Source organism: Limnobacter olei, assembly GCF_029087225.1.
Classification (GTDB): domain Bacteria; phylum Pseudomonadota; class Gammaproteobacteria; order Burkholderiales; family Burkholderiaceae_B; genus Limnobacter; species Limnobacter olei.
Genome location: NZ_JARFJD010000002.1, coordinates 243,137 through 268,635, shown reverse-complemented (window position 1 = coordinate 268,635; position 25,499 = coordinate 243,137). Strand labels below are relative to the sequence as shown.

The following is a 25,499-nucleotide window of genomic DNA, read 5'->3' as shown; positions in this document are numbered from 1 at the left end:
ACTAACCCTGCAGCGGTTGGGCCAGTATCCAAAGCCCCACGCTGGTGAACACCACCATCAACAGCAGCATGGGCAGCTGGCTTAACGTGGCGAGCCTGTTGCTGCGTTCAAGTTGCAAAGCCTGCTGGTGGGCCAGCCAGACGGCAGCCACATGCCCAGCCAGAATCAGCACCACTTGGCTGGTCCAGATGTTGGCCATGTCGGGTAGCCACGGCAGACGACCTGTAATGGCATTGCCGAAAATATTCCAGCCCCAGCCGAAGGGATCGGACGCCAAACCCCGAATTTTCAAACCCTGGCTAAACAGCAAGGTGTAGTAGTGCGTCAAGTGGTAGACCACGGCGATGGGCACCAAGCTTGGCAAATAGCGGCGTAACAGCTGCCCAATACTTTGTTTGCCGCCAGTCAGCCTGCGCCCCAAGGCGAGAAACAACACGAACAGCAACAAGTAAAAAAACGGCGACATGATCAGCAAGACAATTTCCCAGGCAATAAACCAGGGGCGCACTTGCGGATAAATTTTCAGCGGGTGATCACCAAATGCGATGGTCAAAATACCAAGGGGGTCTTGCCAGAAAATATTGAAATACACAGCAGTTTCACGCAGACCATCGTAAGCTGTGGACGACAACAAAAACAACACGAACAGGCATTGAGCAGGGTGCCACAGGCGAAGGCGGCGAAGGTCGGAAAAGGGCAGGGCAATTCGCCAGCGGTATTTTCCATCGGTGCTGCGTATTTTGCGCAGTGGTGAACAGGCTGCAAATATTCGAAACAACACGGCGAACAATTCACCACGTTGCAACCAGCGCCGGGTGCCCCACAGCCACATGCCCGCCAGGTTAAACAGGCCAAACGCAATCAACAGCAAGGCAAGCTTGCGTGGTGTGCTGTGAAAGAACAGTTCAATGGCAACAAGGCAAACCAATTGCAGCAAGGCGGGCCAGTGGCCCAACCAGCTCGGGTATTTTCGAATTCCATTCCAGTTCCCAGGCAGCAAAAAGCGCCATGGGTGTTGGTACTTGTACCAGTCGCCAATCAGCATTGCAGCATAGGCACCACCCAGCACAAACAGAATCCAGAAGAAGGTCATGTTGAAGTTGCGGTGGCTGTCATTGCTGCCTACCAAACCCGTGACGATGCAAAACACCAGGGTACTTAACCAGAACAGTGAGCCTGCTGCGCGTGCCCGATGAACCCACTGTGCTGGCCAGGCAGGCCAGGGCAATATGCACTGCGCGTTCAGCCCCTGGAGTAATGTGTTACCAGGCCGACCACTGAAAGCCAGCAATGCGAACGACAACACCAGCGCCAACACCGAACCTGCGATGTACAGTCCATAAGGCATGGGCAGTTGAACCGGTTCACCAAATGCATGTGCCATGGCGGTGGCCGGTGCTGCCAGCAGCACCGAGCCCAGCAAATGCGCGATCATTTCGGGTTGTTGCGGTAGTACACGTTTTCCCACATGCGTACATAAGCTTCAGCGCTGTTGTACAGCGCATCGATGGCTTCGCCGCCGCCCTCGAGGCGTACTTCTTCCACGAAGTCGGCCACCATGCCATAGTGCGCCATGCCCACCTCATCGATATGCCAGAACTTGCCGCTTTCCGGAATGGTCAACATGTTCACTTTCATAGCGGGCAAGGACTGATAACGCGGCCCCCAGCCTTCACCGCGGAACAGAGTGAAGGGGTATTGAACCGGCACACTGTCGCCTCCCCGTGGGCCAGGGTGACCACCAAAGCCGTTGGCATCTGCACCGTAGCCCAAGCCCAGCAGGGTGTTGTTCAGGCCAGCCTTGTTGCGCCAGAACTTCAGCTTTTCCAGAAATTCCACATGTTTAATGCCGTTGCCTTTGTAGGGGTAAATCACACCACCGTGTTTCAACATGCGCACAGCCTGGTCGCTGGTCAAGCCACCGTGTGCATCGTGCGAGGAGGCCATGGGGTAGGGCGGGTTCATGCTCTCTGCCAAGTCCAGCATGATGTCTTTGCTGTGAAAGGCTGCATGGTCAATGTCGATCACAAAGCCGCGGTTCATCAGTGCAGTGAGCGCGTACTGGCCTAGGTCAGTCACCGTACGGGCATTACAACGCACGCCGTCGGGGTACAGGGGTGTAATACCGCCCACCGCTTCAAGCAACATTTTTGTGAGTGCATTGCTGCTGCTGCCGGGTACGGCGGTGGTCATGTTTGCACCAGGTTCACGCACCGAGGGTTCATTCCTCGGGAAGTCGCGACATTCCGTGGTTTTCCAGAAGGAGCCTGTGTCCAGAAAGTTCAGAAAGTTGATCACGTCGCCACTGAAAATACCGGCACCGCCCAAGGAGCTGTCAATGTCGTGGAAGGGGTACACATGGCGTGCGCCCAGTGCCCACAGCTTGTCGATTTCTTCGTCAATTTGCGCCTGGTCACATTTGCGAATTTCGCCACCACCGGGCAGAAAGGTGACACCGCAATTGAACACTTGCGCCACTTCTACGCCCAGCACTACGGCCAGCTTGCCTTCATTGGCCACTTTGCGGGCCTCGGCCGGGGTTTTTACAATTCGGTACCAGCCCTTGCCGGGGCCGCCAAATTGTGCATCTACATAGTCTTGCACGTCGTACAGGTATTCCACCTGTTTGCTGGCCACGCTCATGTCATCGCAGTCGGCTTCAGGTTTGCCAGCGTAGGTTTGGCCTACACGGCACAATGCTGCAATGTTGGTGCCGTGGTTCACCATGACGCGCAGGCCTGCCCGCCATGCCCGTTCAACCCAGGCGTGGTACATCACCTGGTGAGTCAGGAAGTTGCGGCGCGGCCAGTCTACAAAAGTGGGCCAACCTTGTGTGTCGTGCTGGGCGCCGGGTGTGGTTTCCAGAATATTGTTGGCATCCCGAATACCGTTTGGACCGTGGAAACCTTCACAACTGCCCAAGGCATGGGGAATACCAAAACGGTGAACCACCTCGCCATACAGCACGCCACCTGCGGATGGGCCTACGCTGCCATCAAGTGACATTTCGCTGGACATGCCCATGTGCGTGTGCGTATCAGCAAAGCCGATGATGGGCTGGTTTTCACCTTTGCCTTTATAAGGCGTACCTTCCATGGCGGTGGGCATTTCGGGGTAGGCCGCACAATCGCTGGCGGGGGCCAATTTGAACTGTGTACGTTCGGTTTGTTCACTGGTGGTGGTTAGCCCGGCGGTTTCATCCAGCGCCAAAAAGCGACCTGCTGCATCAGTGAAAGTAAATTGGCTTTTATCCTTGTCGAAACTGGCCTGCCACACAGCTGCATCCGTGGGCTCGGCGCTGGCCACCAGCGTGTTGCCTTGGGCCGTGACCATTTGCCGGTCGCTGCCGTAAATCAGGTACTTGCCCAATTCCGTGGGCCGAAGGGTGAAGTTTTCTGCCTGTGTGGCGGGGCCGGCAGCATAACGGGTGGCAGCGGGCTGTACAAACTGCCTGCTGAATGCCGATTGCAAACCGAAGCAGCCGTTGGCCACCGAGAATTCGGACAGTTTCAAGGGTGTTTCACTGGGGGTGACTGGTTGGCCTGCGCCACTGGTGCTCGAACTGGAGGTGGTCTCGCCGCTGGACAAGCAAGCGGAAAGGAGTGCTGCGGTTGCGCCAAGGGCGAGAATTGCTTTCACATTCATCAGGCAAACCCCATTGAAATATTGGTGGTGGTTTTCTGTTACTGAAGAGGTGGAAGATTTAGATGTGTTTGTGACACGGAGAATGCCAGTAATGTAAAAAGGCCGACACTTGCCCCTTCAGCCAATGCTATTCGTAGTGACTCCACAGGCGCAGCACCTTGACCACGTGGTCGCTGTCGAGTACCTGGTAGACCAAGCGATGTTGAATGTTGATTCGCCGCGAATAAGCCCCAACAAGGTCGCCGACCAGTTTCTCGAAGGGGGGTGGTTTGCGATAGGGGTCTTCAGCAATGATCGCAAGCAGTTCTTGAGCCTTCGGTTTTAAACCGCTTGCGACCAATTTTTTTGCATCTTTCTGGGCTTGTTTGGTGTAAACGACAGTCCAGGTCACCAGTCCAACTCCTGATCACATTCGTTCACTGGCGTGTCCATGCCTTCTCGAATTGACTCTCTCATTCCTGGAACCGAAAGCAGGTAGAGCGTCTCTTGGATGGCAGACCAGTCTTCTTCGGAAACAAGAACCGCGCTGTGACGTTTTCCGGTGATGACGATGGGTTGGTGAGACTCTGCGGTTTCGTCAATCAAGCGATAAAGATTGCTGCGAGCCTCGGTTGCAGTGATTCCAGCCATGTTGACCTCAAACTTGTGTAAGTAGACTAATTGTACGCTAAAACGAACGTACGTCAAAGCGTACATATTTAAAGGCTTGATTGTGAGCGACTTTGATATTTGGGTTTCTGGAGGTTTTCATACGCCTGTACATGCTGGTTGAACAAGCGCAGGTTTAGTTTGCGGATTGGGGCGGGTAGGTGGTACTTCACATAGTCGTGGCGCCAGCGTTTCAGATGTTCCAGACCGTCGATTTCGAATTTTCCTTTATTCAAATATCGTTCGATCTGAATAAGCCGAATACCCTCTCCAAATACCAGACCGCAGAGGTAACAAAGAATCATTGAGCACATTCCGAGTAGAGAAATAAGTTTTAGATCCTCTTTTAAATCTGCCACCTGGGCGTATTGGTTGGCAAACCACATGATGTAAAAACCACCCGCCAATACAAGTGGCCAGTAAAGTGTATGAATGATTGGAAAGTTTTTACGGCGACTGTACTTTCTGGTTCGAAGGTTGATTTGAAAAATGGTCCACTCAAGGCCAGAGTATGTTTCTAGAGATGATTTGTCAGATCTGGAATACGCAATCGCATAAGCGACAACAGTGGTGATGAGCAGCACACAGACACCAAAAACAAGATTGATGTTTTCCCACCAATGCGAGGTTTGAATTAGCTCACTGTGGTCAGTCAGCGGGGGCCAATGATGGATACCAAATACAAATGGATGAACCGCGACCAGCAGTGTAGCAAATTCAATGATGGTCGCTTTGATGGGTCTTTTGCTGACAAAGACCCATTGATAACACACGAAGGATGAGAAGAAAACAATGCTGATGAACAAGCACAGAAATATACCCGTGGTCATCCAGGTGGCTATGTAAAGTGGGGTCGCAGCAATCAGTAGCAAAAATGACAAGCTGAGAATTCCACCAAGGAAATAGAAGTGCAAAGGGGCTGGATTAATCATGGTCGATAAAAATAACAGTGCAGTCTGATTGTTTTATTGAAATAGCTTTTTGGCCTTGGCTTCGACAACATCATCCAATCCAAGGCGGTCGTAGCCAATCGAAACAGCAAACCCAATTCCCATTGAGAGCAGAATCAAGGGGGCGCCAGCAACAATTCCGCCAGTAAATAAAATAGCTACGCCAAAACCAGCAGCCATACCTAGCGCATTGCCAGTTTGATTCTTGGCGCTATCCACCGCGAATTGCTTGTAGTTGAATTTTTGATCCAGCTTTGCGTTGTGGTTGTAGTTGGTCATCACGTCGTTGATCAATGTGGGACCGAACGTTAGAACTCCGCCTACTTTTGCAGATCCCAGCCAAGATGACCCTGTAAGCCTGCGCAACTCCCACATTTCATCTGAGGCTTGCCTGCTCAAGCTGAGTACCTTGTCGTATTTGAATGCATTGGGTCCCAGTGATTTGGTGCTCAAGTTCTTGCTGATTTTTTCGAACTGGTTTTTCTCCAGCAAGGTAATTTGCTTGGCATTTGTTTGACGAACCCGAATAAGCACATCGGCGTGTTTGCCAAACTGGTTTGGGCCTTTAAGGCCAACGGCTTTCAATTCCACACCGTTGCCAAGCTTCACCGTGCGGGATTTACCGCTAGCCAGTGTGGCTCGCAATTCGGTTTTCATTTTAGAAGTAAAGCGGGCTTTGGCTGCAGCCTCGATCAAATTGGTCAGGCTACCCGGTAAGTTGGTGGGGCCAAACAACTGAGCAAGCAAGGCAGCGCTCACTGTGCCTTTCTCAAATGCACCTACTAGCGCACTGGTTTGCTGTGTGTTCAATTGCGATGTCATCAGCATGACCCCAGCCACTGGGTCTTGCTGCATTACCTCTGGCACCATCGCCAGGCTTACTTGGGCATCGGGTTCAAAGTGGCCCAGAAAATCCATTTCCTGATGCAGGTATAGCGGCGTTGAACCATCGTGGCTATTCAGCGCACGGGTGTAGGCGAGTTGTAGCGATTGCGCTTTGCGCTTTAGGTGATCTTCGTGAAATGTGCGGGCTTGGGCATTCATGCAGTTTTGAACGAAAGCAGATCGACCCATGAGTATGCGGAAAGGATCGCGAGGGGTATAAATTCCCTGTGTGTATTCATTGGATGGGGGATGGCTGTATCGAATTGCATTGGGTACCAGTTTGGTACCAGATCGCCAAAAATGAAAAAGGCCCGCACAAGTGCGAGCCTTTGAATTTGTGGTGGGTCGTGCGAGATTCGAACTCACGACCAAAGGATTAAAAGTCCTCTGCTCTACCAGCTGAGCTAACGACCCACATTTCGCTTTTGGGCGTTGGCCCTCAACCGAAGACCGCGATTATGGCCAAGTTTTCAAAAGTGGTCAAGCCCCGCGCGGGCAAAAAGCCACTATTTTTTGGCTGAAATCACGTAAGGGTTTGAAATCTTGAAACGTTTTAGAATTTCAATTTCGCGGTTTTCCATCAATTCAGCTTGATTGTCGCTTTCATGCACATAGCCTTGGGCGTGCAGGCAGCCATGAATAATCAGGTGGGCCAAGTGGTCAATCGGGTCTTTGCCCTGCTCGGCGGCTTCGCGCTCGACCACGGCTGGGCAAATCACGATGTCGGCCATGAACACAGGCAGGCCAGAATCGGCACCCAAGTCGGGCATGTCCATGGGAAAAGTCAGCACATTGGTGGCGTAGTCTTTGCCGCGGAAGTCGCGGTTCAATTGCCGGCCTTCTTCTTCGCCCACCAGGCGAATGGTAATTTCGGCCCTGTCCATGAAACAGGCTTTGGCCCAGCGGCGAATGCGGCTGTTGTCCACTTCCGAGAAGGGAGGGTGGTCGGCATGCACGGCCCATTGAATGGCGACGCTGACCGGCGCTGTGGTTTTACTCATCATTGGTTTCACCAGCAGTGCCGGTTCGTTCAGGGTTGTGGAAACGCTCGTAGGCTTCAACAATGCGGGCCACCAGTGGGTGGCGCACTACATCGGCGCTGGTGAAGTAGGTCATGGCAATGCCTTTTACATTGCGCAGCACATGCTGGGTTTGTACCAAACCACTTTGCTGCCCTCGTGGCAGGTCGATCTGCGTGACATCCCCGGTAATCACCGCCTTGCTGCCAAAGCCAATTCGGGTCAAAAACATTTTCATTTGCTCGGGCGTGGTGTTTTGCGCTTCATCCAGAATTACAAAGGCATGGCTCAAAGTACGGCCGCGCATGTAGGCCAGTGGCGCAATTTCAATCACGTTGCGCTCAAACCATTTTTGCACACGGTCGAAACCTGCCAAATCGTAAAGCGCATCGTACAGAGGGCGCAGGTAGGGGTCTACTTTCTGGTTCAGGTCACCCGGCAAAAATCCCAGGCGTTCGCCAGCTTCCACGGCGGGGCGAGTCAAAATAATTCGCTTTACGCTGTCGCGTTCCAGTGCATCCACGGCGCAAGCCACGGCCAGGTAGGTTTTGCCGGTACCCGCCGGGCCAATACCAAAGGTCAGGTCGTGCTCCAGCACTGCCTTCAGGTAATCTTTCTGGCGCTCGGTTCGCGGTTGCAGATCGCCTTTTTTGGTACGCAGCACCACAGGTTCATCCGCTCCGGCAATCACCGGAATTTCTTTCTTGGTGCTGGCCACGGTGCTGGTGTTTTTCAGTTCAACCAAGGCCAGTTGAATTTCGTCGGCAGTAACCGGTTTGTCACTTTTCTCGAAAAAATGATTGATCAGGATAAAAGCCTGCTTGGCATTTTCCTTGTCGCCCACCACATTCAAGGTGCCGTTGCGTCGCGCAATTTTTACATTCAACGCGGCTTCAATTTGCCGAAGGTTGGCATCCACTGGGCCACACAGGTTGGCCAGTTTGTGGTTGTCGTCTTCCGGGGCGTGCCATTCACTGCCTTTTGCTTTCATTGGGTGCTTCTAGAAAAGTTGACTTTGTATTTTAAGCATTCAATCTTCCATTTGCCGGTGGCGAGGCTGGAAACTGACACGCATCAAGGTGCCAGGTCTGTCGGGGTGGCTGGATTTCGGATTCTCATGAATACTCACGTTGGCATCGTGTTGGTGTGCAGTTTCCTGCACAATAGCCAGCCCCAGGCCCGAGCCGTCTTCGCTGGTGCCCAGAACGCGGTAAAAACGGTCGAATACCAGGTTGCGTTCGCCTTCCGGAATGCCAGGGCCGTCGTCCTCCACTTCAAGCACAATGGCTTCGCGTTGGGGGCTGTCGTCCACCCGCACGGTCACGCAGCCTTCCTCTGGGGTGTAGCGCAAAGCGTTTTCCACCAGGTTTTTCATCATCTCGGTCAGCATCAGAGTTTGACCGTTCACGTACACCGGGTGATCGGGCACTTCAACGCCCAGGTCGATGCGTTTGTTCATGGCCTCGGGCACGAAGTCGCGGGTAACGGTTCGCGCAATGTGAGTCAAGTCGAGTTTTTCAAACTGCAATACCGAAGGTGCCTCGGTGCGGGCCAGCGCCAGCAGTTGGTTGACCAGGCGGGTTGACCGTTCGGTGCCCACTTTCAGGCGGCGCAGGCTGCGCAGTCTTGCAGCCTCGTCGGTTTCATCGCTCAGCAATTCCACTTGCATGCGCAGGCCTGCCAAGGGTGTTTTAAGCTGGTGGGCCGCATCGGCCACAAAGCGTTTTTGGGTATCGATGGTTTGTTCAAGCCTTTCCAGTTGCTCGTTCAAGGCGGTAATAACCGGCAGCAATTCTTCGGGTGTGTCTTTGGTTTGAAGGGCACTGAGGTCGTCGGGTTTGCGGTTGCGGATAATGTCCAGCAGGCTGTTCAAGGGGGCAATACCCCGCGACAGGCCAAACCACACCAGCAATACAGCCAGGGGCAGAATAACGAACTGCGGCAGAATCACGCCTTTGATGATTTCGTTGGCCAAGCCATCGCGTTTGCCCAATGTTTCCGCGATTTGAATCAGCATGAACCGGTTTTCGCCCACGGTGGGCAGTTCAATCCACAGGTGGCCTGCGCGAAAGTCTTCGCCATTGACCACAATGTCCCGAAAGTTCACCACGCCAATTTGCCGGGCCTCGCGTTGCGGAATGGGCAGTGTTCGTTCGTCGCCCAATAAAAATTCGCCACCTTTGCCCAACACTTGAACGCGCAACTGGTCGGTGCCATCGGCCATTAAAATTTCCAGTGCTTCTTTGGGAATGGAAAACTGGTCGCTGGGTGCTTGCGCAGCCACTTCTTGGGCCAGCGCAGTGATTTTGTCGTCAAGAATGTGGTCGAAGGGATCGTTGGCAATTGACTTGGCGACCAGGTAGGTAACACCAATACTCATGGGCCACAAAATAAGCAGGGGCGCCAGCATCCAGTCCAGAATTTCGCCAAACAGCGAGCGGCGTTGTTGTCGCCCCGAGGCCAGTGGATTGCGTTTGTACCAAGCCAATCAGGCACCCGCCTTATGTGTTGGCGTTGGCATCGGGTGTGGCTTCTTTCTCGACAAATTTTTCAAGGCAATAACCCAAGCCACGTACCGTGGCAATTCGAACACCGTTGACTTCAATTTTTTTGCGCAGGCGGTGTATGTAAACCTCAATGGCGTTGTTACTCACCTCTTCGCCCCATTCGCACAGGTGGTCTACAAATTGTTCTTTGCTGACCAAGCGGCCCACGCGTTGAAGCAATACCTCCAGCAAACCCACTTCACGTGCCGAAAGGTCGAGCATGTCGTCGTTGATGTAGGCAATGCGCCCCACCTGGTCGAAGGTGAGTGGTCCGTGTTTCCAGATGCTGGCGCCGCCACCTGTGCCACGTCGCGCCAATGCGCGCACCCGGGCCTCGAGTTCTTTCAGGTCGAAAGGCTTGGCCATGTAATCGTCAGCACCGGCGTCCAGTCCTTGCACACGTTGTTCGACGCTGTCGGCCGCAGTCAGGATTAGAACAGGCATGTTGTTGCCGCGTGCGCGCAAGCGGCGCAACACCTCCAAGCCACTCATTTTTGGCAGGCCCAAATCGAGTATCAAAATGTCGTAATTCATGGTGGTCAGCGCGGTGTCAGCGTCGCTGCCTTTGAACATGCAGTCCACGGCGTAGCCAGCCTGTCGCAACGACTGCGACAAACCTTCAGACAACAAGCTGTCGTCTTCGGCCAGAAGTATTTTCATCCTTGTCTCCTCAGTGCAGGCCGGCCGGTGGGGCTCTTTTTACCTGAACATGAATATGTGTATTGCTTTGATTCTAGCCTGAAAGTGCCGTGGCTTTTGCGGCTTGAATTGCGTCACGGGTGTTTCGCGCTTCAAGTGCGGCAGCGCTTGCAAAACTGGCTGTGCTGTTGGCGTACAAAATGGCGCGTGATGAATTGATCAACAGGCCCCAGCCTTGGCTGCACAGGCCATTTTTTACCGTGTTCAGCAAGTCGCCGCCTTGTGCGCCAATGCCAGGCACCAGCAGGGGCGAATCGCCCACCAGTGCACGCACGGTTCTAATTTCTTCGGGGTAGGTTGCACCCACCACCAAGCCCACTTGCTGGTGGGGGTTCCAGGCCGTGGTGGCCAGTTTGGCGACTGTTTGGTACAGCGGTTCGCTTTTTTCAGTGTTTAAAAATTGCAGGTCGTTGCCTCCTGGGTTGGAGGTGCGGCACAGCAGAAAAAGCCCCCGGTCAGAATAGGCATGGTAGGGCTCAACGGAATCGCTGCCCATGTAAGGGCTCAGTGTTACGCTGTCGGCCTTGTAACGCTCGAACGCTTCAATCGCGTATTGCTTGGCTGTGGCGCCGATGTCGCCGCGTTTTGCATCCAGAATAGTGGTGGCGTGTGGCGCAATTTCATTGGCATACGCCAGAACATTTTCCAGCGCGGCCTCGGCCCGGTTGGCTGCAAAGTAGGCAATTTGAGGTTTAAAGGCGCAAGCGAACTCGGCAGTGGCTTTCACAATTTCGATGCAAAAGCGTTCAATTTCTGCGGGGCTTGTGCCATAGCCTTCGGGCATGCGGGAAATGTCGGGGTCCAGGCCCACGCACAACATGGAGTTGCTGTGTTGCCAACTGTGTGCAAGGCGTTTCGGGAACGATGAGAATTGCGAAAAACGATTGCTGGCCATTGCATGCGAGAACAGTTGGAAGGTGTCGCTATTGTACAGGATCAGGGCAAGCCCCTAGGGGCAAGAGTGGGCCAATGCACTACACTGGGGCACTTTACTGAATGATCGTTCACTTACGTGCCAGCTGCAAAATTATCCCTGCCTCAAATCCAGTTACTCCTTGGCATTACCGCCATTTGGGGTTTGAACTGGCCTGTCATGAAGTACGCGGTAACGCAGTACCCACCTTTGCATTTCCGCACCCTTTGCATGGTGTTTGGTATGGTGGCTATGTGGTTTGTGGCTCGGCAAATGAAGGTGTCGCTCAAAGTTCCCCGCGAAATGTGGGGCAGGCTTGCTTTGCTTTGCATTCCGAACATGATTGGTTGGCACCTGTTTTGTATTCTGGCTGTGAAGGAACTGAGCTCGGGCCGCGCGGCTATTTTGGGCTACACCATGCCTGTGTGGGCGGTGTTGTCGGGCCTTGCGTTTGCGCACCCGGTGGGGCGCCGTGGCTGGATCGGTTTAACCCTGGCAATGGTGGCAGCCATGTTGCTGCTCTCCTCTGAGTTTGCAGCCATTGCAGGCAGCCCATTGGGCGTTGTGCTAATGCTGGTGGCTGCCGCGTGTTGGGGGTTTGGTACCACGCTGATTCGGCATTACCCCACTGGTTTGCATTCCCTCACCTTCACCCATGCCATGATGCCGCCGACCATTGTAGCCATGGGTTTGGCTGGTTTTTGGTTTGAGGGAACCGATGTGGGTGCGCCGCAAGGTTGGTCGCAGTGGTGGCCAATTTTCTACAACGCTTTCGGTGTATTTGCATTTTGCCAAGTGGCATGGTTTAGCCTGGCCAAATCGCTACCACCCATTGTGTCGAGCTTGTCCATCATGATTATTCCGGTGGTGGGTGTGATGGCAGGGAGTTTTTTCCTGGGTGAGGTACCGCATTGGCCTGACTTTGCAGCATTGGTTTTGATTCTTGGTGCGATGGCTGTGATTCTCGTGCCGGGTAGAAAGAAAGCAGCGGTCGGCTGAAGCGTGGGTTGCGTGTGCCGCACCTGAGTGGTTTATTGGGAGCGGAACTTGAAGGGTCACCGCTGCCCGAAAACTTGGCATTTCGGCTTGTTGTCTTGCGCCTGCACTAAGCCGAGCCGGCAAGTTTTCTGACTCGTCATCGTGCGACCCATTGCAAGTTCAGCTCCCCAGTCACCTGGCCAACGTTTATCCGCACAGCCGAATCTGCACCACTTCGCGGCTCACGTACGGATATGTTGCCCAATCGGCGGCGGTGTTTCGATCGCCTCGCCTTCAAGAAAACCTGCCCTTGTGTGCCGAGCAGGCCGGTGTTGCCCAGCATGGGCAACAGAGAACGAACCCGACCCGCAGTTTAGGAGGGGCGTTCTCAGGCATCGCAAGGCTCAGCAAGGGAGAAACAGGTTTTCTGGCGAGGGAGCGGAACCCAAGCCGATCGGGCAATTAACCGGCCGGCGAGAGATCGGAACCCAAGCCAAGTGGGCGATTAAGAAGCGCCGAGAGATCAGAACCCAAGCCAAGTGGGCGATTAAGAAGCGCCGAGAGATCAGAACCCAAGCCAAGTGGGCGATTAAGAAGCGCCGAGAGATCAGAACCCAAGCCAAGTGGGCGATTAAGAAGCGCCGAGAGATCAGAACCCAAGCCAAGTGGGCGATTAAGAAGCGCCGAGAGATCAGAACCCAAGCCAATCGGGCGATTAAGAAGCTCCGAGAGATCAGAACCCAAGCCAATTGGGCGATTAAGAAGCTCCGAGAGATCAGAACCCAAGCCGAGTGGTCGAGAAGAATCTGATAAGCAAAGAAGTTTTTCTTCGTTCACAGCGCAAAGCCCGATCCCTAAGATGTGTCCACATCAAGAACACTCTGAAGGATTACACAATGAATTTTGCCGCTCTGATCAAAAAAACCTTGGGGCTGACTGCGGCCCTGGCGATCTCCTCCACCGCATGGGCCAACGTTGAATTGCTCAACGTGTCCTATGATCCGACTCGCGAGTTGTACCAGGAGTTCAATCCTGCATTTGCCAAATACTGGAAAGAAAAAACTGGTGAAACCGTGACCATCAAGCAAAGTCATGGCGGCGCAGGCAAGCAGGCCCGCGCAGTGATTGATGGTTTGGAGGCGGATGTGGTCACGCTGGCCTTGGCCTACGACATTGATGCGATTGCTGAAAAAACAGGCAAGATTCCGGCGGACTGGCAAAAGAAGCTGTCCAATAACAGTTCGCCTTACACCTCCACAATTGTGTTCCTGGTTCGCAAAGGGAACCCCAAGAAAATCAAGGATTGGGATGATTTGGTCAAACCAGGTATTCAAGTGATTACGCCCAACCCAAAAACGTCGGGCGGTGCACGCTGGAACTACTTGGCTGCTTGGGGCTATGCCTTGAAAAAGCCAGGTGGTACTGAAGCCAAAGCCAAGGATTTCGTGACGACACTCTACAAAAATGTACCCGTGCTGGATTCCGGTGCGCGTGGTTCAACGAATACTTTTGTTCAACGAAATATTGGGGACGTGTTTATTTCTTGGGAAAATGAGGCCTTCTTGGCTATTAATGAATTGGGTAAGGACAAGTTCGAAATTATTGTGCCCTCGGTCTCGATTTTGGCAGAACCTCCTGTTGCCTTGGTGAAGGGCAATGCCGACAGGAAAGGCACGACTGTGGTTGCGCAGGCCTACCTCGATTACCTCTACTCTCCCGTCGGGCAACAAATTGCAGCAGCAAACTATTACCGCCCCAACAAGCCTGAACTGGTGGCCAATAAAGCCGACTTGAATCGTTTCCCCAAAGTGAAGCTGTTCACCATTGACGAAGTGTTTGGTGGTTGGCAGAAAGCCCAGAAAACCCACTTTGAGGACGGTGGTGTTTTCGATCAAATCTTTAAGCGTTAATGGTCGGGAGTATTGACCGTGCTTGCGCCCACTTGCATCACCGTGCCCGGCTTGAATGGCAGTGGCCCAGACCACTGGCAAACCTGGGCAGAGAAGGAAATTCCAAATTGCCGAAGGGTAAGCGGGATTGACTTCAACAAACCGGTGGTCGCAGCATGGGCTGATGCAATTCGAAACAACATTCGAGACGAGGCGGGTAGCGTGATCCTGATCGCCCACAGTTTTGGCTGTCTGGCCAGCGTGGTTGCGATTGCGGACAACGAAACCAAGGTGGCTGGGGTCATTTTGGTGGCGCCAGCATCTCCCCAGCGATTCAGTGCGACGGGTTTGATCGGTTTTGGGCATGGTGTGTCAACAACATTACTCAGCGCAATTCCATCCAGACCCTTGGGTGTTCCCGGTATGCTAATTGCGAGTTCAGATGACCCCTGGATGAAGATGACACACGCTCGATTTTGGGCTGAAAACTGGGGTTTGCGCTTTTCCTGTTTGCGCAAGGCGGGGCATATCAATGTGGAGTCGGGATTTGGAGGCTGGCCCGCCTTACCTCGTTTGGTGGACAAATTTAGAGAGCAGGTTCAGGCCATCCCGCTCGGCCAAATTCAGGTACAAAGTCAATCCAGCAAAAATAGATTCTCGGCCTTGTCGAAGATCAGACTACTAACGCGCAATTCCATCGACCTTCTGTAGCTGAATATTGATCATAAGTTTTTCTTATATCGATCCAACTTTTTAATCGTTCAGTATCTAAAGCCACTCCAATAGACTGCTTGCTTCGCATTTAAATCGAACTTGTCAAGGTCTATTGTGGCTTCGTCTTCATCCACCAAACGCGTGCTGCCCGGGTTTCATCTCACCCTGGGCTATGCCATCGTCTATCTCTCTTTGCTCATCCTGATTCCGCTGTCCGCGGTGTTCATCAAAACATTCGAGATGAGCTTTGCCGATTTCTGGAGCACGGTGACCGATCCCCGAATCGTTGCAACTTACCGGGTTTCATTTGGAATCTCCTTGTTGGCAGCCGGCATCAATGCGGTGTTTGGCCTGTTATTGGCCTGGATACTGGTTCGCTACACCTTCCCTGGTCGAAAAATTGTGGATGCTTTGGTGGACCTTCCATTTGCCCTTCCCACGGCGGTGGCTGGTATTGCACTGACTGCCTTGTATGCCGGCAACGGATGGGTGGGGCAATACCTGGAGCCATTGGGCATCAAAGTGGCTTTTGCACCCCCGGGTATTTTGGTGGCCCTGGTATTTATTGGTTTGCCCTTTGTGGTGCGCACGGTGCAGCCCGTGCTGGAAGACATGGAAAGTGAATTGGAGGAGGCCGCAAGCAGCCTCGGGGCGAACCGTTGGCAAACCTTTTTTCATGTCATTTTGCCCATTGTGTTTCCAGCTTTGCTCACCGGCTTCGCCTTGGCCTTTGCGAGGGCAGTGGGTGAATATGGTTCGGTTATTTTCATCGCCGGCAACATTCCCTATGTGTCTGAAATTACTCCGTTGATGATCATCACCAAGCTCGAGCAATACGACTACACCGGCGCGACCGCCATCGCATCGGTCATGTTGATCATTTCATTCATCTTGTTGCTGGCCATCAACGGCCTGCAAGCCTGGACTGCCAAACGCACAGGGAGAACTCAATAATGTCGGGCGCTGTTGCATTGCATATTCACACCTCGCGCGCCGAGAAGCTTCAAAGCTCGTCGGCCACGCGGGAAACGCCATGGGTCAAGTGGGCCCTTATTCTCACCGGAGTGGCTTTCTTTGGTTTCTTTTTGCTGCTGCCTCTGTTTGCAGTTTTTGTCGAGGCATTCAGGCAGGGTGTAGGCGTGTATTGGGAGTCTCTCAAAGAGCCCGATGCTGTATATGCCTTAAAGCTGACTTTGTTGGCCGCAGCGATTGCGGTGCCCTTGAACCTGGTGTTTGGCGTGGCCGCAGCATGGGCCATTGCGAAGTTCGAGTTTCGAGGCAAGCAGGTGCTCATCACCTTGATTGATTTGCCTTTCTCTGTGAGCCCCGTGATTGCTGGCCTGGTGTATGTGTTGTTGTTTGGCGCGCAGGGCTGGTTTGCACCCTTGTTGGCCGAGTATGAGATCCGCATTATCTTCGCGGTACCTGGCATTGTGCTGGCCACAGTGTTTGTCACCGTACCTTTTATCGCTCGCGAGCTGATTCCGCTGATGGAAGCACAGGGCAAAGAGGAAGAAGAGGCCGCTGTGGTGTTGGGTGCGCGGGGCTGGCAAACCTTCTGGCATGTCACCCTGCCTAACATCAAGTGGGGTTTGTTGTACGGCGTTATTTTGTGTAACGCCCGAGCCATGGGCGAGTTTGGTGCGGTGTCAGTCGTGTCGGGGCACATTCGCGGCGAGACCAACACGCTGCCCTTGCACGTCGAAATTCTATACAACGAATACCAGTTTTCGGCTGCGTTCGCCGTGGCTTCGATTCTCGCGTTTCTAGCCTTGATCACCTTGGGCATTAAAACCTGGGTTGAGCATCAAGCCGCCAAACAGGGCGTGCACTAAGAAGGAATTATCATGAGCATTCAAGTTAAAAACATTCACAAGCAGTTTGGCGATTTCACAGCCCTGAACAACGTCAGCCTGGATTTCAACAGCGGCGAACTGGTTGCCCTGCTAGGGCCATCGGGCTGCGGTAAAACTACGTTGCTGCGCATCATCGCTGGCCTTGAACAGGCCGACAGCGGCACTGTGATTCTGGATGGAGAAGACACCTCCGACACGCACGTGCGAGACCGAAATGTAGGCTTTGTGTTTCAGCATTACGCGCTGTTCAAGCACATGACTGTGTTTGACAATGTGGCATTCGGCATGCGCATGAAGCCTCACAGTGAAAGGCCCAGCAAGGCGGAAATCGCGGAAAAAGTCCACAGCCTTCTGAAATTGGTTCAACTGGATTGGCTGGCGGATCGGTTTCCTTCACAACTCAGTGGCGGGCAACGTCAGCGAATTGCATTGGCCCGCGCATTGGCCGTTGAGCCCAAGGTACTGCTGCTGGATGAACCGTTTGGCGCGCTGGATGCCAAGGTACGGAAAGAGTTGCGTCGCTGGTTGCGCCGCCTGCACGATGAATTGCACATCACCTCAATTTTTGTGACGCACGACCAGGAAGAAGCGTTGGAAGTGGCTGACCGGGTTGTATTGATGAACCAGGGCAATGTGGAGCAAATCGGTACACCTGAGGAAGTCTATCAACACCCAGCCACGCCCTTTGTGTATGGTTTTTTGGGCTCGGTCAATCTGTTCAAGGCACGTCACTTGGGCGATGGTATTCAGGTGGGCGAGTCGAACCTGGCACATTCCGGTACAGTGTTGAACAGATCGGGCGAGGCAGTGCAGGGTGCCGATGTGCTGGCGTTTGCGCGTCCGCATGAAATAGACATTCACACTGAACCTGATTTTTCTTTGGGTGTACCCGCCAAAGTGGTGCGAGTGCTGCGCTTTGGGTTGAATACCCGTGTTGAACTGGATTCCGTTGATTTGCAACCTGCACAGCATTTTGATGTGGAAATTAGCGCTGAGCGTGCAGTGGAATTGAACTTGCAGGAAGGCCAGTTGGTGCGGCTTTCAGCCAAAGCTTTGAAAGTGTTTGACGTGGTGGGGGCCGCATGAATTTCCAGCAGTTGCGCATTATTCGCGAAACGGTTCGTCAGGGTTACAACCTGACTGAAGTGGCCAACAGTTTGTACACCTCGCAGCCCGGCGTCTCGAAACACATTCGTGACCTCGAAGAAGAACTGGGTGTGGAATTGTTCATTCGCAAAGGCAAACGCCTGATGGGTTTGACAGACCCAGGCAAGGAGTTGCTGGTGCTGGTTGAACGCATGTTGCTGGATGCGAAAAACATCAAGAACCTGGCTGAGCAATACAGCAGTCGAGACGTGGGTCAGCTGACCGTGGTCACCACGCACACGCAGGCCCGCTATTCATTGCCCACGGTGGTCAATGAGTTCAAAAAGGTTTTCCCGAAAGTACACTTGCGCATGCACCAAGGCAGCCCCAAAGAAATTACTCAGATGTTGCTGGACGGGCAGGCCGATATTGGCATCGCAACGGAAGTGCTGGGCAATGTCGATGATCTTGTTTCGTTTCCTTATTACCAGTGGAAGCACCAGGTGGTGGTGCAGCAAGGCCACCCCTTGTTGAAACTGGCCAAGCCCACTTTGCAGGATGTGGCTGAATATCCGATTGTGACCTATCAAGAGGGTTTCACCGGACGAATCAAGATTGACGAAACTTTCCGCAAGCTGGGTTTAACACTGGATGTGGCCATTTCTGCACTGGATGCGGATGTGATCAAAACCTATGTGGAATTGGGCTTGGGGGTTGGCATTATTGCCAGCATGGCCTACAACCCGGTGAAAGACACTGGCCTGGCGGTGCTTGATGTTGAATCGGATTTGCCAATGAACACCACCAGCATAGCGATTCGCAAAGGACACTACCTGCGTTCGTTTGCGTACAAGTTCATCGAGCTGTGTAATGCTGATTTGACAGAGGCCAGGTTGTTGGCGGCGTTGAATGACTCGGTGAGTTGAGCGCACGCGATCGGGATGCCGATTCGTTCGCCAACTCGGCGTGGGTCCCTTGTGTCGCACTTGAATGGTCGCCGCTGCTTTAAACGCCCAATCGGCGGCGGTGTTTCGATCGCTTCGCCTTCAAGAAAACCTGCCCTTGCGTGCCGAGCAGGGCCGGTGTTGCCCAGCATGGGCGACAGAGAACAGACCCGACCCGCAGTTTAGGAGGGTCGTTCGCAGGCATCGCAAGGCTCAGCAAGGGCTAAACAGGTTTTCTGGCGAGAGATCGGAACCCAAGTCGAGTGGGCGGTTAAGAAGCGCCGAGAGATCCGCACCCAAGCCGAGTGGGCGATTAATAACCGCCAAGAGATAGGAACCCAAGCCAATTCGGCAATGAATATTCGCCGATTAGTTCCGGAAGTACTTCCTCGACCGATACACCAACGCCTCACCTTCCCGGAAGTCGCAGCGCAACACCTCGCCCACCATGATGAAGTGATCGCCCTCATCGTAGCGGCTGCGTACTTTGCACTCAAAATGCGCCAAAGCATGTGGAATCAAAGGCGCACCGCCCAAGCCCTCAATCACTTCGACACCCGCAAACCGATCGCCTTTGAAGGTCGAGAAATGGTGTGACAAATCTTCCTGGTCAGCCGACAACACGCTCACGCCATAATGCGTGGCGGCTGCAAATGCATCGTGGCTGCTGGCTTTTTTGGACAAACTCCACAGCACCAATGGTGGGTGTAGCGATACCGAGTTGAAGGAATTGGCCGTCACCCCCACGTATTTGCCCTCGGCATTCTTGGTGGTGATGATGGTGATGCCAGTGGCAAACTGGGCCAGCGCTTGCCGAAACATGTGCGCGTCCAGCTCGGCGTCGCCTTCGCGTTTTTCGGCGCGAATGAATTCAGGTTCAACAGGTTGTTGCATGGGGTACTTCTAATTTTGTGAATGACTCCATTGTGCCAAACAAGCGCTTGAATTGCTGGAATGGCCACTCAAAACGTGGTTTTCAGGCCCATGTGCTTGAAATGATTTAAAATACGGCCAATTCTAAAAAGGCATTTTCCTTGAGCGCACTGTCCTTCAAACTCAAAACCACGTCAGGCCAGGCCCGCCGCGGTGAAATTACCACCGCACACGGTGTCATTCAAACCCCGATTTTCATGCCCGTGGGCACCTATGGCACCGTCAAGGGCATGACACCGCGCGATCTGACGGAAATCAATGCACAAATTATTCTCGGCAACACCTTCCATTTGTGGATGCGGCCTGGTCTGGACATCATGGAAAAATTCGGTGGTCTACACCGGTTTATGGGTTGGAAAGGTCCTATTTTGACCGATTCAGGTGGCTTCCAGGTATTTAGCCTTGGGGCCATGCGAAAAATCAAGGAAGAGGGGGTTCACTTTCGCAGCCCGGTGAATGGCGACAAGTTGTTCCTTACCCCTGAGGAAAGCATGCGCATTCAAACCGTCCTGAATTCTGACATCGTCATGATTTTCGATGAATGCACGCCGTACCCGGCCACGCACACCGAGGCGCGCCTGTCGATGGAAATGTCCATGCGTTGGGCACGCCGTTCACGTGACTCCTTTGATGCGCTGGGCAACAACAATGGCTTGTTTGGCATTGTTCAGGGCGGCATGTATGAAGACCTTCGCGATATTTCACTCCAGGGCCTCGAAGAAATCGGTTTTGACGGGTACGCCATCGGTGGCTTGTCAGTGGGTGAGCCCAAAGACGACATGCAGCGTATTCTTGCGCACACTGCGCCGAAATTACCACAGAACAAGCCCCGTTATTTGATGGGTGTAGGTACTCCCGAAGATCTGGTGAATGCTGTGGGGCAGGGTATCGATATGTTTGACTGCGTGATGCCCACGCGTAACGCACGAAACGGCTGGCTTTTCACGCGCACGGGCGACATCCGTATTCGCAATGCGAAATTTCGAAACGATGAAAGCCCGCTTGATGCCACCTGCACTTGCTACACCTGCAAAAATTTCTCACGCGCCTACCTACACCACCTGGACCGCAGCAAAGAAATTTTGGGTGCGCAACTTAATACCATGCACAATCTGCATTACTACCTTGAATTGATGCGGGAAATGCGCGAAGCGATCGAGCAAGACCGCTTCGATGAATTTGTGAAAGAGTTCAATGCGCTGCGTGCTGAGAATGCCCTAGCGGGTCAACAACAGGTGCAGCAACAGCCTCAATAGCAGTAGGTACAGCCAAACCAAATTGATCGAGAATCAATAGTACTTGCTGTTGCAAATCGATCACCTCCACCATGCGTTGGTGTTTGTTTTCTCCAATTTGTGCAAGTCGCTGTGTGGTTTTTAGCTTGCCATGCAACAGTTGTCTTTGATCGCCCAGCACTGGCACATTGGGTTCCCACTGCGCATTCTCAATCGCTGTCAGTGAGGTCACGGCAAAGCCGACGCTGGCGCCATGGGCATTCACCACCAAAATGCTGGATTCATGATCAAGGCTTTGGCGTTCTGCGCCCAGCCACTGGGCCAGGTCAAAAACCGGAATGGATTCATTGCGATGAGTCAGAATACCCAGCATTGGATTGCTGCGCTCGAACATTTCAATGTCTGCCCGATAGGGGAGTACTTCCCGCACTTGCTCAATCGGCGTAGAAAACTCGGTACCCAATCGGTACACCATCAAGCGGTCCAGCCCATGCGCGGCTTTGCCCAGCTGGTTTTGGGCATCCAGTTGTGCGCTAGCGCTGGCCTTGGCCAAAATGCAGGCCAGTTCAATCAACTCCTGGTCTTCGCTGATTCGCTGGCAAGACAGCACAAAATATTGTGGGCCGCGTTGTGAATGTGGGTCCTCTTTTGTAAACGTGGTGCAGGGCAGAGCACCTTCAAGTTGCGCTGGTTTGGACAGGCCAAAGCCGGGCAGTGGAATGACTGAGTTATGTGGTACATGCACAATATCCAGCACCCGGTCGATCAGCAAGGCCAGCGGGTTTCCATCAATTCGTATGACAAAGGCTTGCTGCGTGGCATGTTGCAGTGGCTTGTGCGTACCAAGGTCGAGATAACTCGCCAGGTCAATTGCCGGAATGGTTTGCTCCCTGTAATCCAGGTTGCCTTTGTAGAACCCGCCAGCGTATTCACTGGGTAATAGCACGGGGTTGACCACGGTGGTTTCAATGTCTTTCGGGTTCACCGCAAACAGGGTCGACATGCTTTGCATCAACATCAGCGGTGTGCGGGTGTTCAGGGCGGTGTCTTCGTTCGAGGTTTGCAATTCAAGCGATTGGCGATGCGGTTCCGGGTCTTCAGCTTTGGGCAGCCCGGGCAGGTCGAACAAGGCTTGCGTTGAAAGCACTTGAACCAGTTGGTTCAATTCGCTGTTCATCAGGCTGCCTGCAAAAATGCTGCCTACGGCGTCTGCTGAGCTGACCATGTGCATGGCCCCCGGGTCCGCAAAGAACAAGGCTTTGACTTGATCGGCGATCAGGCCCAGCAAATTATTTTCATGGGCGATCAGCAAAATACAGCCCGGCGTGTACTGGTGTCCGGGGCGGTTCAGCAAACATTCCAGGTCGAGCACAGGGATGGTCACCCCGCGCAAATTCAAGCCACCCTTGATCCAGGGCTGTGGGCAGGGTAGCGCCATCAAGGGATGAAATGGCACCACTTCCCTGACCGATTTCATCGGCAGGGCCAGCGTCATTTCGCCAATTCGAAATGAACCAAAGCCCTGTTCGTATTGGCTTAGGTCATTCATGCGGTTTTGCTGCCCGTGTGTTTTTCAAGGCCACCAGTGAGCTCTTCAATCAGGCGGTTCACGGCAATGGCCAGGTCGCGCTGCTGTTCTGCCGAACTGGTAATTTGCTTCACGCTTTCACCTGTTTCAGTCACACTGCTCAAAATTCCTTCAAAGCTTTGTGCGGCGTTCTGGCTCACCTCAACGCCTTCCTCAACCTGTGCAACCGATTCCTCAATCAGTGTTGCAATTTCGCGAGCTGCGCTTGAGCTGCTCTCTGCCAGCTTGCGCACTTCGGCTGCTACCACCGAGAACCCAACGCCATGTTGCCCGGCGCGTGCGGCTTCAATGGCTGCATTGAATGACCGCAAGTTGGTTTGGTTAGCAATATCGCCAATAACCCGCACAATTTCCGACACTTTGCTCGAGCTGTTCTGGATGGCATGGATTGCAGCGATGGATCGCTTCAATTCGCGGCTTCCCTGGTGGGCCGCTTCCACGCCTTTTTCTGCCAGTTGTGTGGCGGCTGCTGAGTTGCCCGAAATGTCGGTGATGCTCTCGACCAGCTTGGACACACGTTCCCGCATTTCGCCCGACTTCTTGTTGATACCCTGTTCCAGCATCACTTCTTTGGTTACATCGTAGGCATATTTCACCACTTTAACCACGTTGCCATTCAAGTCCAGAATGGGGTTGTAGGTGGCTTGAATCCATACATCGCGGTTGAACTTGCCCACGCGGTGAAAGCGGCCGCTCACAAATTTTCCTTCATTCAGCTTCAACCAGAAGTCGCGGTATTCTTCGCTTTGCGTGTATTCCAGCGTACAGAAAATGCTGTGGTGTTGTCCCTGAATTTCACGCGAGGTGTAACCCATGGCATTGAGGAAATTCCGGTTGGCTATTAACACATGGCCGTCGAGATCGAATTCAATCACGGCTTGCCCCAGGTTAATGGCTTCGACCTTGGCTTCAAACTCCGAATTTTTCAGCTTGCTTTGGGTCACGTCGCTGGCAAACTTCACCACCTTGACCAGGTTGCCGCGCGGGTCGTAAATTGGGTTGTAGGTGGCTTGAATCCATACTTCTCGACCACCTTTCGCAACCCGTTTGTATTCACCTGATTCAAACTGACCACGGCCCAGGCTTTCCCAAAATGCCTGGTATTGAGGGGTGGCAGCATAGGCGGCATCCACAAACATGCGGTGGTGGCGACCTAAAATTTCCTCTGCGGAATATTCCATCAGTTTCAAAAAGTTGCCGTTGGCTGCAAGTACTTTGCCCTGCATGTCAAATTCAATCACCGCTTGAGAGCGATCAATCGCCCCCAGTTTGCCTTCGGCGTCCAGCCGCGACAGCTTCGATTCTGTAATGTCCTGCAGTATCAACACCACTTTGATCAATTTCCCGTCAAGGCCAATGACAGGGCTGCGTGTACCTGAAAGCCAGATCTCCTTTCCGCCCACACCCTTGTAACGGAACTCACCCGCAAGGTTTTTGCCTTCGCGCAATTCATTCCAGGTTTTGAAGTGATTGCTGTCATTGCGTTCTTCATCGAACATCAAAAAGCTTTCGGATTTGTCCGACAGGTCGGTTTGGCTGTAACCCAGCGATTTTTGCATCAGCTCATTGCTATTGAGAATTTTCCCCTCTGCATTGAACTCCAGAATGCAGCTGGTATTGGAGACAGAATCCATTCGCGCCTGGGTTTCAATCCCTTGCAATTTGGATTGGGTGATGTCGCTGCAGAATTTGATAACTTTGACCGGGTTGCCTTCGAGGTCAAGAATCGGGTTGTAGCTGGCCTGAATCCAGATTCGCTTGCCGTGATTGCCAACACGCAGGTACTCACCTGAATCAAATTCGCCTTGGCCCAATTTGCGCCAGAACGCGCGGTAAGCACCGCTGCTGGCCTCCTCCTTGTCCACAAACATGCTGTGGTGCTGACCCACAATGTCACTTAGTGAATAGCCTGTCAGGGAGAGGAAATTCTCGTTGGCGTGCAAGATATGACCACCGAGATCAAACTCGATGATGCCCTGCGAGCGATTCATCGCATTGACCTTGCCGTCGTCTTCAATCGCCTTTAATTTGGCGGCAGTGATGTCGCTCGCAAATTTAATGACTTTCACAGGCTTGCCGTTCACACCCAAAATTGGCGTGTAAGTGGCCTGCAGCCACACGGGGCGACCGTGCCGGTTCAAGCGCATGAATTCGCCTGATTTGAACTCGCCAGCGGCAAGGTCTTTCCAGAATTGGCTGTATTCCTCAGATTCTGCATGGTCTTTTTCGCAAAACTGGCGGTGGTGTTGCCCGACAATTTCTTGCAGGCGATAACCCATGGTGTTCAGAAAGTTGTCGTTGGCCGTCAAAATACGGCCAGTGGTGTCAAATTCAATCACGGCTTGAGTTTTGTCGATCGCAGCCACCTTGCCTTCATTTTCAAGTGACTTGCCTTTTACATCGGTTATGTTCGATGCAATCTTGATGACCGAGATCAAATTGCCGTCATCATCCCGAACCGGGTTGTAGCTCGCCTGGATATACACCTCTTGACCTTGCGAATTCAGACGCAAAAATTCACCAGTTTGAAACTCGCCCTCGCGCAATTTGCTCCAGAACAGCCGGTATTCGTCCGACTCTGCGGTACTCGCTGTGCAAAAAAGGCTGTGGTGTTTCCCCAGCACATCCTCTTCCGAGTAGCCGAAAACATTTAAGAAGTTCTCGTTGGCATACAGCACATGGCCGCTCAGGTCGAATTCAATACAGGCCTGGCTTTTCGCCAGCGCGTTGAACAAGTGGGTGCGGTGCTTGCCAGGTTGCTCGATATTGGGTGTCATGGGTCGCCTTGTTAATCAGAATGAGTTGGCTTGATTGGGGTAAATACCATTGTGTGGGGCCTTGTTCAGCTCAATCACTTGATAAAACAGGTAATCACCGACCAGTTTGCAGTTTTTCCAGCTTTGGGAATCGCATGTTTGGGTAGGGGGGTAATGCTGGGGGAGGTCTTTTTTTAGTTTATTAAGTAAATTAT

General features: G+C 53.1%; 23 protein-coding genes and 1 tRNA gene. 8 read left to right on the top strand and 16 right to left on the bottom strand.

Annotated features, from left to right (window positions below; all coding sequences use genetic code 11):
- Position 1: 1 nt before the first annotated feature.
- The 12 genes from PY990_RS01395 to pyrF all read right to left on the bottom strand — a co-directional run bounded on the left by PY990_RS01395 (position 2) and on the right by pyrF (position 11,287).
- Entirely contained in the window at positions 2-1,435 is a 1,434-nt protein-coding gene (locus PY990_RS01395; RefSeq protein WP_275270080.1) for a hypothetical protein, read from the bottom strand.
- Entirely contained in the window at positions 1,432-3,645 is a 2,214-nt protein-coding gene (locus tag PY990_RS01390; RefSeq protein WP_275270079.1) for a peptidase M19, read from the bottom strand. Before PY990_RS01390 ends, PY990_RS01395 begins: the two co-directional genes overlap by 4 nt.
- A gap of 127 nt (positions 3,646-3,772) precedes the next feature.
- Positions 3,773-4,036 carry a Txe/YoeB family addiction module toxin gene (locus tag PY990_RS01385; RefSeq protein WP_275270078.1) on the bottom strand — a complete coding sequence of 88 codons (264 nt, stop codon included), beginning with the start codon at positions 4,034-4,036 and terminating at the stop codon, positions 3,773-3,775.
- A complete protein-coding gene (locus PY990_RS01380) occupies positions 4,033-4,275 on the bottom strand; it encodes a type II toxin-antitoxin system Phd/YefM family antitoxin (protein WP_275270077.1) in 243 nt (80 codons plus the stop codon). The genes PY990_RS01385 and PY990_RS01380 overlap by 4 nt, the downstream gene beginning before the upstream one ends.
- A 68-nt stretch (positions 4,276-4,343) precedes the next feature.
- Positions 4,344-5,225, bottom strand: coding sequence for a hypothetical protein (locus tag PY990_RS01375; RefSeq protein WP_275270076.1), 882 nt, complete (start codon positions 5,223-5,225; stop codon positions 4,344-4,346).
- 33 nt (positions 5,226-5,258) lie between these two features.
- Positions 5,259-6,287: a hypothetical protein gene (locus PY990_RS01370; protein ID WP_275270075.1), complete on the bottom strand. Its 1,029-nt coding sequence runs from the start codon at positions 6,285-6,287 to the stop codon at positions 5,259-5,261.
- A 179-nt stretch (positions 6,288-6,466) separates the two neighbouring features.
- Positions 6,467-6,542, bottom strand: a tRNA-Lys gene (locus tag PY990_RS01365).
- A 92-nt stretch (positions 6,543-6,634) separates the two neighbouring features.
- Complete coding sequence (gene ybeY, locus PY990_RS01360) at positions 6,635-7,132, bottom strand: rRNA maturation RNase YbeY (RefSeq protein ID WP_275270074.1); 498 nt, start codon at positions 7,130-7,132, stop codon at positions 6,635-6,637.
- Positions 7,122-8,138 carry a PhoH family protein gene (locus PY990_RS01355; protein ID WP_275270073.1) on the bottom strand — a complete coding sequence of 339 codons (1,017 nt, stop codon included), beginning with the start codon at positions 8,136-8,138 and terminating at the stop codon, positions 7,122-7,124. The genes ybeY and PY990_RS01355 overlap by 11 nt, the downstream gene beginning before the upstream one ends.
- A gap of 39 nt (positions 8,139-8,177) precedes the next feature.
- Complete coding sequence (locus tag PY990_RS01350; RefSeq protein WP_275270072.1) at positions 8,178-9,635, bottom strand: sensor histidine kinase; 1,458 nt, start codon at positions 9,633-9,635, stop codon at positions 8,178-8,180.
- Between the two features lie 13 nt (positions 9,636-9,648).
- Positions 9,649-10,353, bottom strand: a complete 705-nt coding sequence (locus tag PY990_RS01345; RefSeq protein WP_105028283.1) for a response regulator — start codon at positions 10,351-10,353, stop codon at positions 9,649-9,651.
- 73 nt (positions 10,354-10,426) lie between these two features.
- Positions 10,427-11,287, bottom strand: a complete 861-nt coding sequence (pyrF, locus tag PY990_RS01340) for an orotidine-5'-phosphate decarboxylase (protein WP_275270071.1) — start codon at positions 11,285-11,287, stop codon at positions 10,427-10,429.
- Between the two features lie 117 nt (positions 11,288-11,404).
- Here pyrF and PY990_RS01335 point away from each other — a divergent pair, with 117 nt between their 5' ends.
- Positions 11,405-12,304 carry a DMT family transporter gene (locus PY990_RS01335; protein WP_275270070.1) on the top strand — a complete coding sequence of 300 codons (900 nt, stop codon included), beginning with the start codon at positions 11,405-11,407 and terminating at the stop codon, positions 12,302-12,304.
- 441 nt (positions 12,305-12,745) lie between these two features.
- Here the strand turns inward: PY990_RS01335 and PY990_RS01330 are convergent, their stop codons facing one another.
- Complete coding sequence (locus PY990_RS01330; protein ID WP_275270069.1) at positions 12,746-13,069, bottom strand: hypothetical protein; 324 nt, start codon at positions 13,067-13,069, stop codon at positions 12,746-12,748.
- Positions 13,070-13,179: 110 nt separating this feature from the next.
- Between PY990_RS01330 and PY990_RS01325 the strand changes: the two genes are divergently transcribed.
- From PY990_RS01325 to PY990_RS01300, 6 genes are all read left to right on the top strand, one after another.
- Entirely contained in the window at positions 13,180-14,193 is a 1,014-nt protein-coding gene (locus PY990_RS01325; protein ID WP_275270068.1) for a sulfate ABC transporter substrate-binding protein, read from the top strand.
- 18 nt (positions 14,194-14,211) lie between these two features.
- A complete protein-coding gene (locus PY990_RS01320) occupies positions 14,212-14,883 on the top strand; it encodes an RBBP9/YdeN family alpha/beta hydrolase (RefSeq protein ID WP_275270067.1) in 672 nt (223 codons plus the stop codon).
- 102 nt (positions 14,884-14,985) lie between these two features.
- Positions 14,986-15,840, top strand: coding sequence for a sulfate ABC transporter permease subunit CysT (gene cysT, locus PY990_RS01315; RefSeq protein WP_206018567.1), 855 nt, complete (start codon positions 14,986-14,988; stop codon positions 15,838-15,840).
- Positions 15,840-16,721: a sulfate ABC transporter permease subunit CysW gene (gene cysW, locus PY990_RS01310; RefSeq protein WP_275270066.1), complete on the top strand. Its 882-nt coding sequence runs from the start codon at positions 15,840-15,842 to the stop codon at positions 16,719-16,721. The genes cysT and cysW overlap by 1 nt, the downstream gene beginning before the upstream one ends.
- 12 nt (positions 16,722-16,733) lie before the next feature.
- Positions 16,734-17,828, top strand: coding sequence for a sulfate/molybdate ABC transporter ATP-binding protein (locus PY990_RS01305; RefSeq protein ID WP_275270065.1), 1,095 nt, complete (start codon positions 16,734-16,736; stop codon positions 17,826-17,828).
- Positions 17,825-18,754 carry a CysB family HTH-type transcriptional regulator gene (locus tag PY990_RS01300; protein WP_275270064.1) on the top strand — a complete coding sequence of 310 codons (930 nt, stop codon included), beginning with the start codon at positions 17,825-17,827 and terminating at the stop codon, positions 18,752-18,754. Before PY990_RS01305 ends, PY990_RS01300 begins: the two co-directional genes overlap by 4 nt.
- A 387-nt stretch (positions 18,755-19,141) precedes the next feature.
- Here the strand turns inward: PY990_RS01300 and PY990_RS01295 are convergent, their stop codons facing one another.
- Complete coding sequence (locus tag PY990_RS01295) at positions 19,142-19,666, bottom strand: flavin reductase family protein (protein ID WP_275270063.1); 525 nt, start codon at positions 19,664-19,666, stop codon at positions 19,142-19,144.
- A gap of 140 nt (positions 19,667-19,806) precedes the next feature.
- Between PY990_RS01295 and tgt the strand changes: the two genes are divergently transcribed.
- Positions 19,807-20,961 (top strand): tRNA guanosine(34) transglycosylase Tgt, encoded by a 1,155-nt coding sequence (gene tgt, locus PY990_RS01290; protein WP_275270062.1) that lies wholly within the window; start codon positions 19,807-19,809, stop codon positions 20,959-20,961.
- Here the strand turns inward: tgt and PY990_RS01285 are convergent.
- Together PY990_RS01285 and PY990_RS01280 are read right to left on the bottom strand one after the other, a co-directional pair.
- Positions 20,897-22,489 carry a chemotaxis protein CheW gene (locus tag PY990_RS01285; RefSeq protein ID WP_275270061.1) on the bottom strand — a complete coding sequence of 531 codons (1,593 nt, stop codon included), beginning with the start codon at positions 22,487-22,489 and terminating at the stop codon, positions 20,897-20,899. The genes tgt and PY990_RS01285 overlap by 65 nt on opposite strands.
- Positions 22,486-25,305 carry a methyl-accepting chemotaxis protein gene (locus PY990_RS01280; RefSeq protein WP_275270060.1) on the bottom strand — a complete coding sequence of 940 codons (2,820 nt, stop codon included), beginning with the start codon at positions 25,303-25,305 and terminating at the stop codon, positions 22,486-22,488. The genes PY990_RS01285 and PY990_RS01280 overlap by 4 nt, the downstream gene beginning before the upstream one ends.
- Positions 25,306-25,499: the final 194 nt, after the last annotated feature.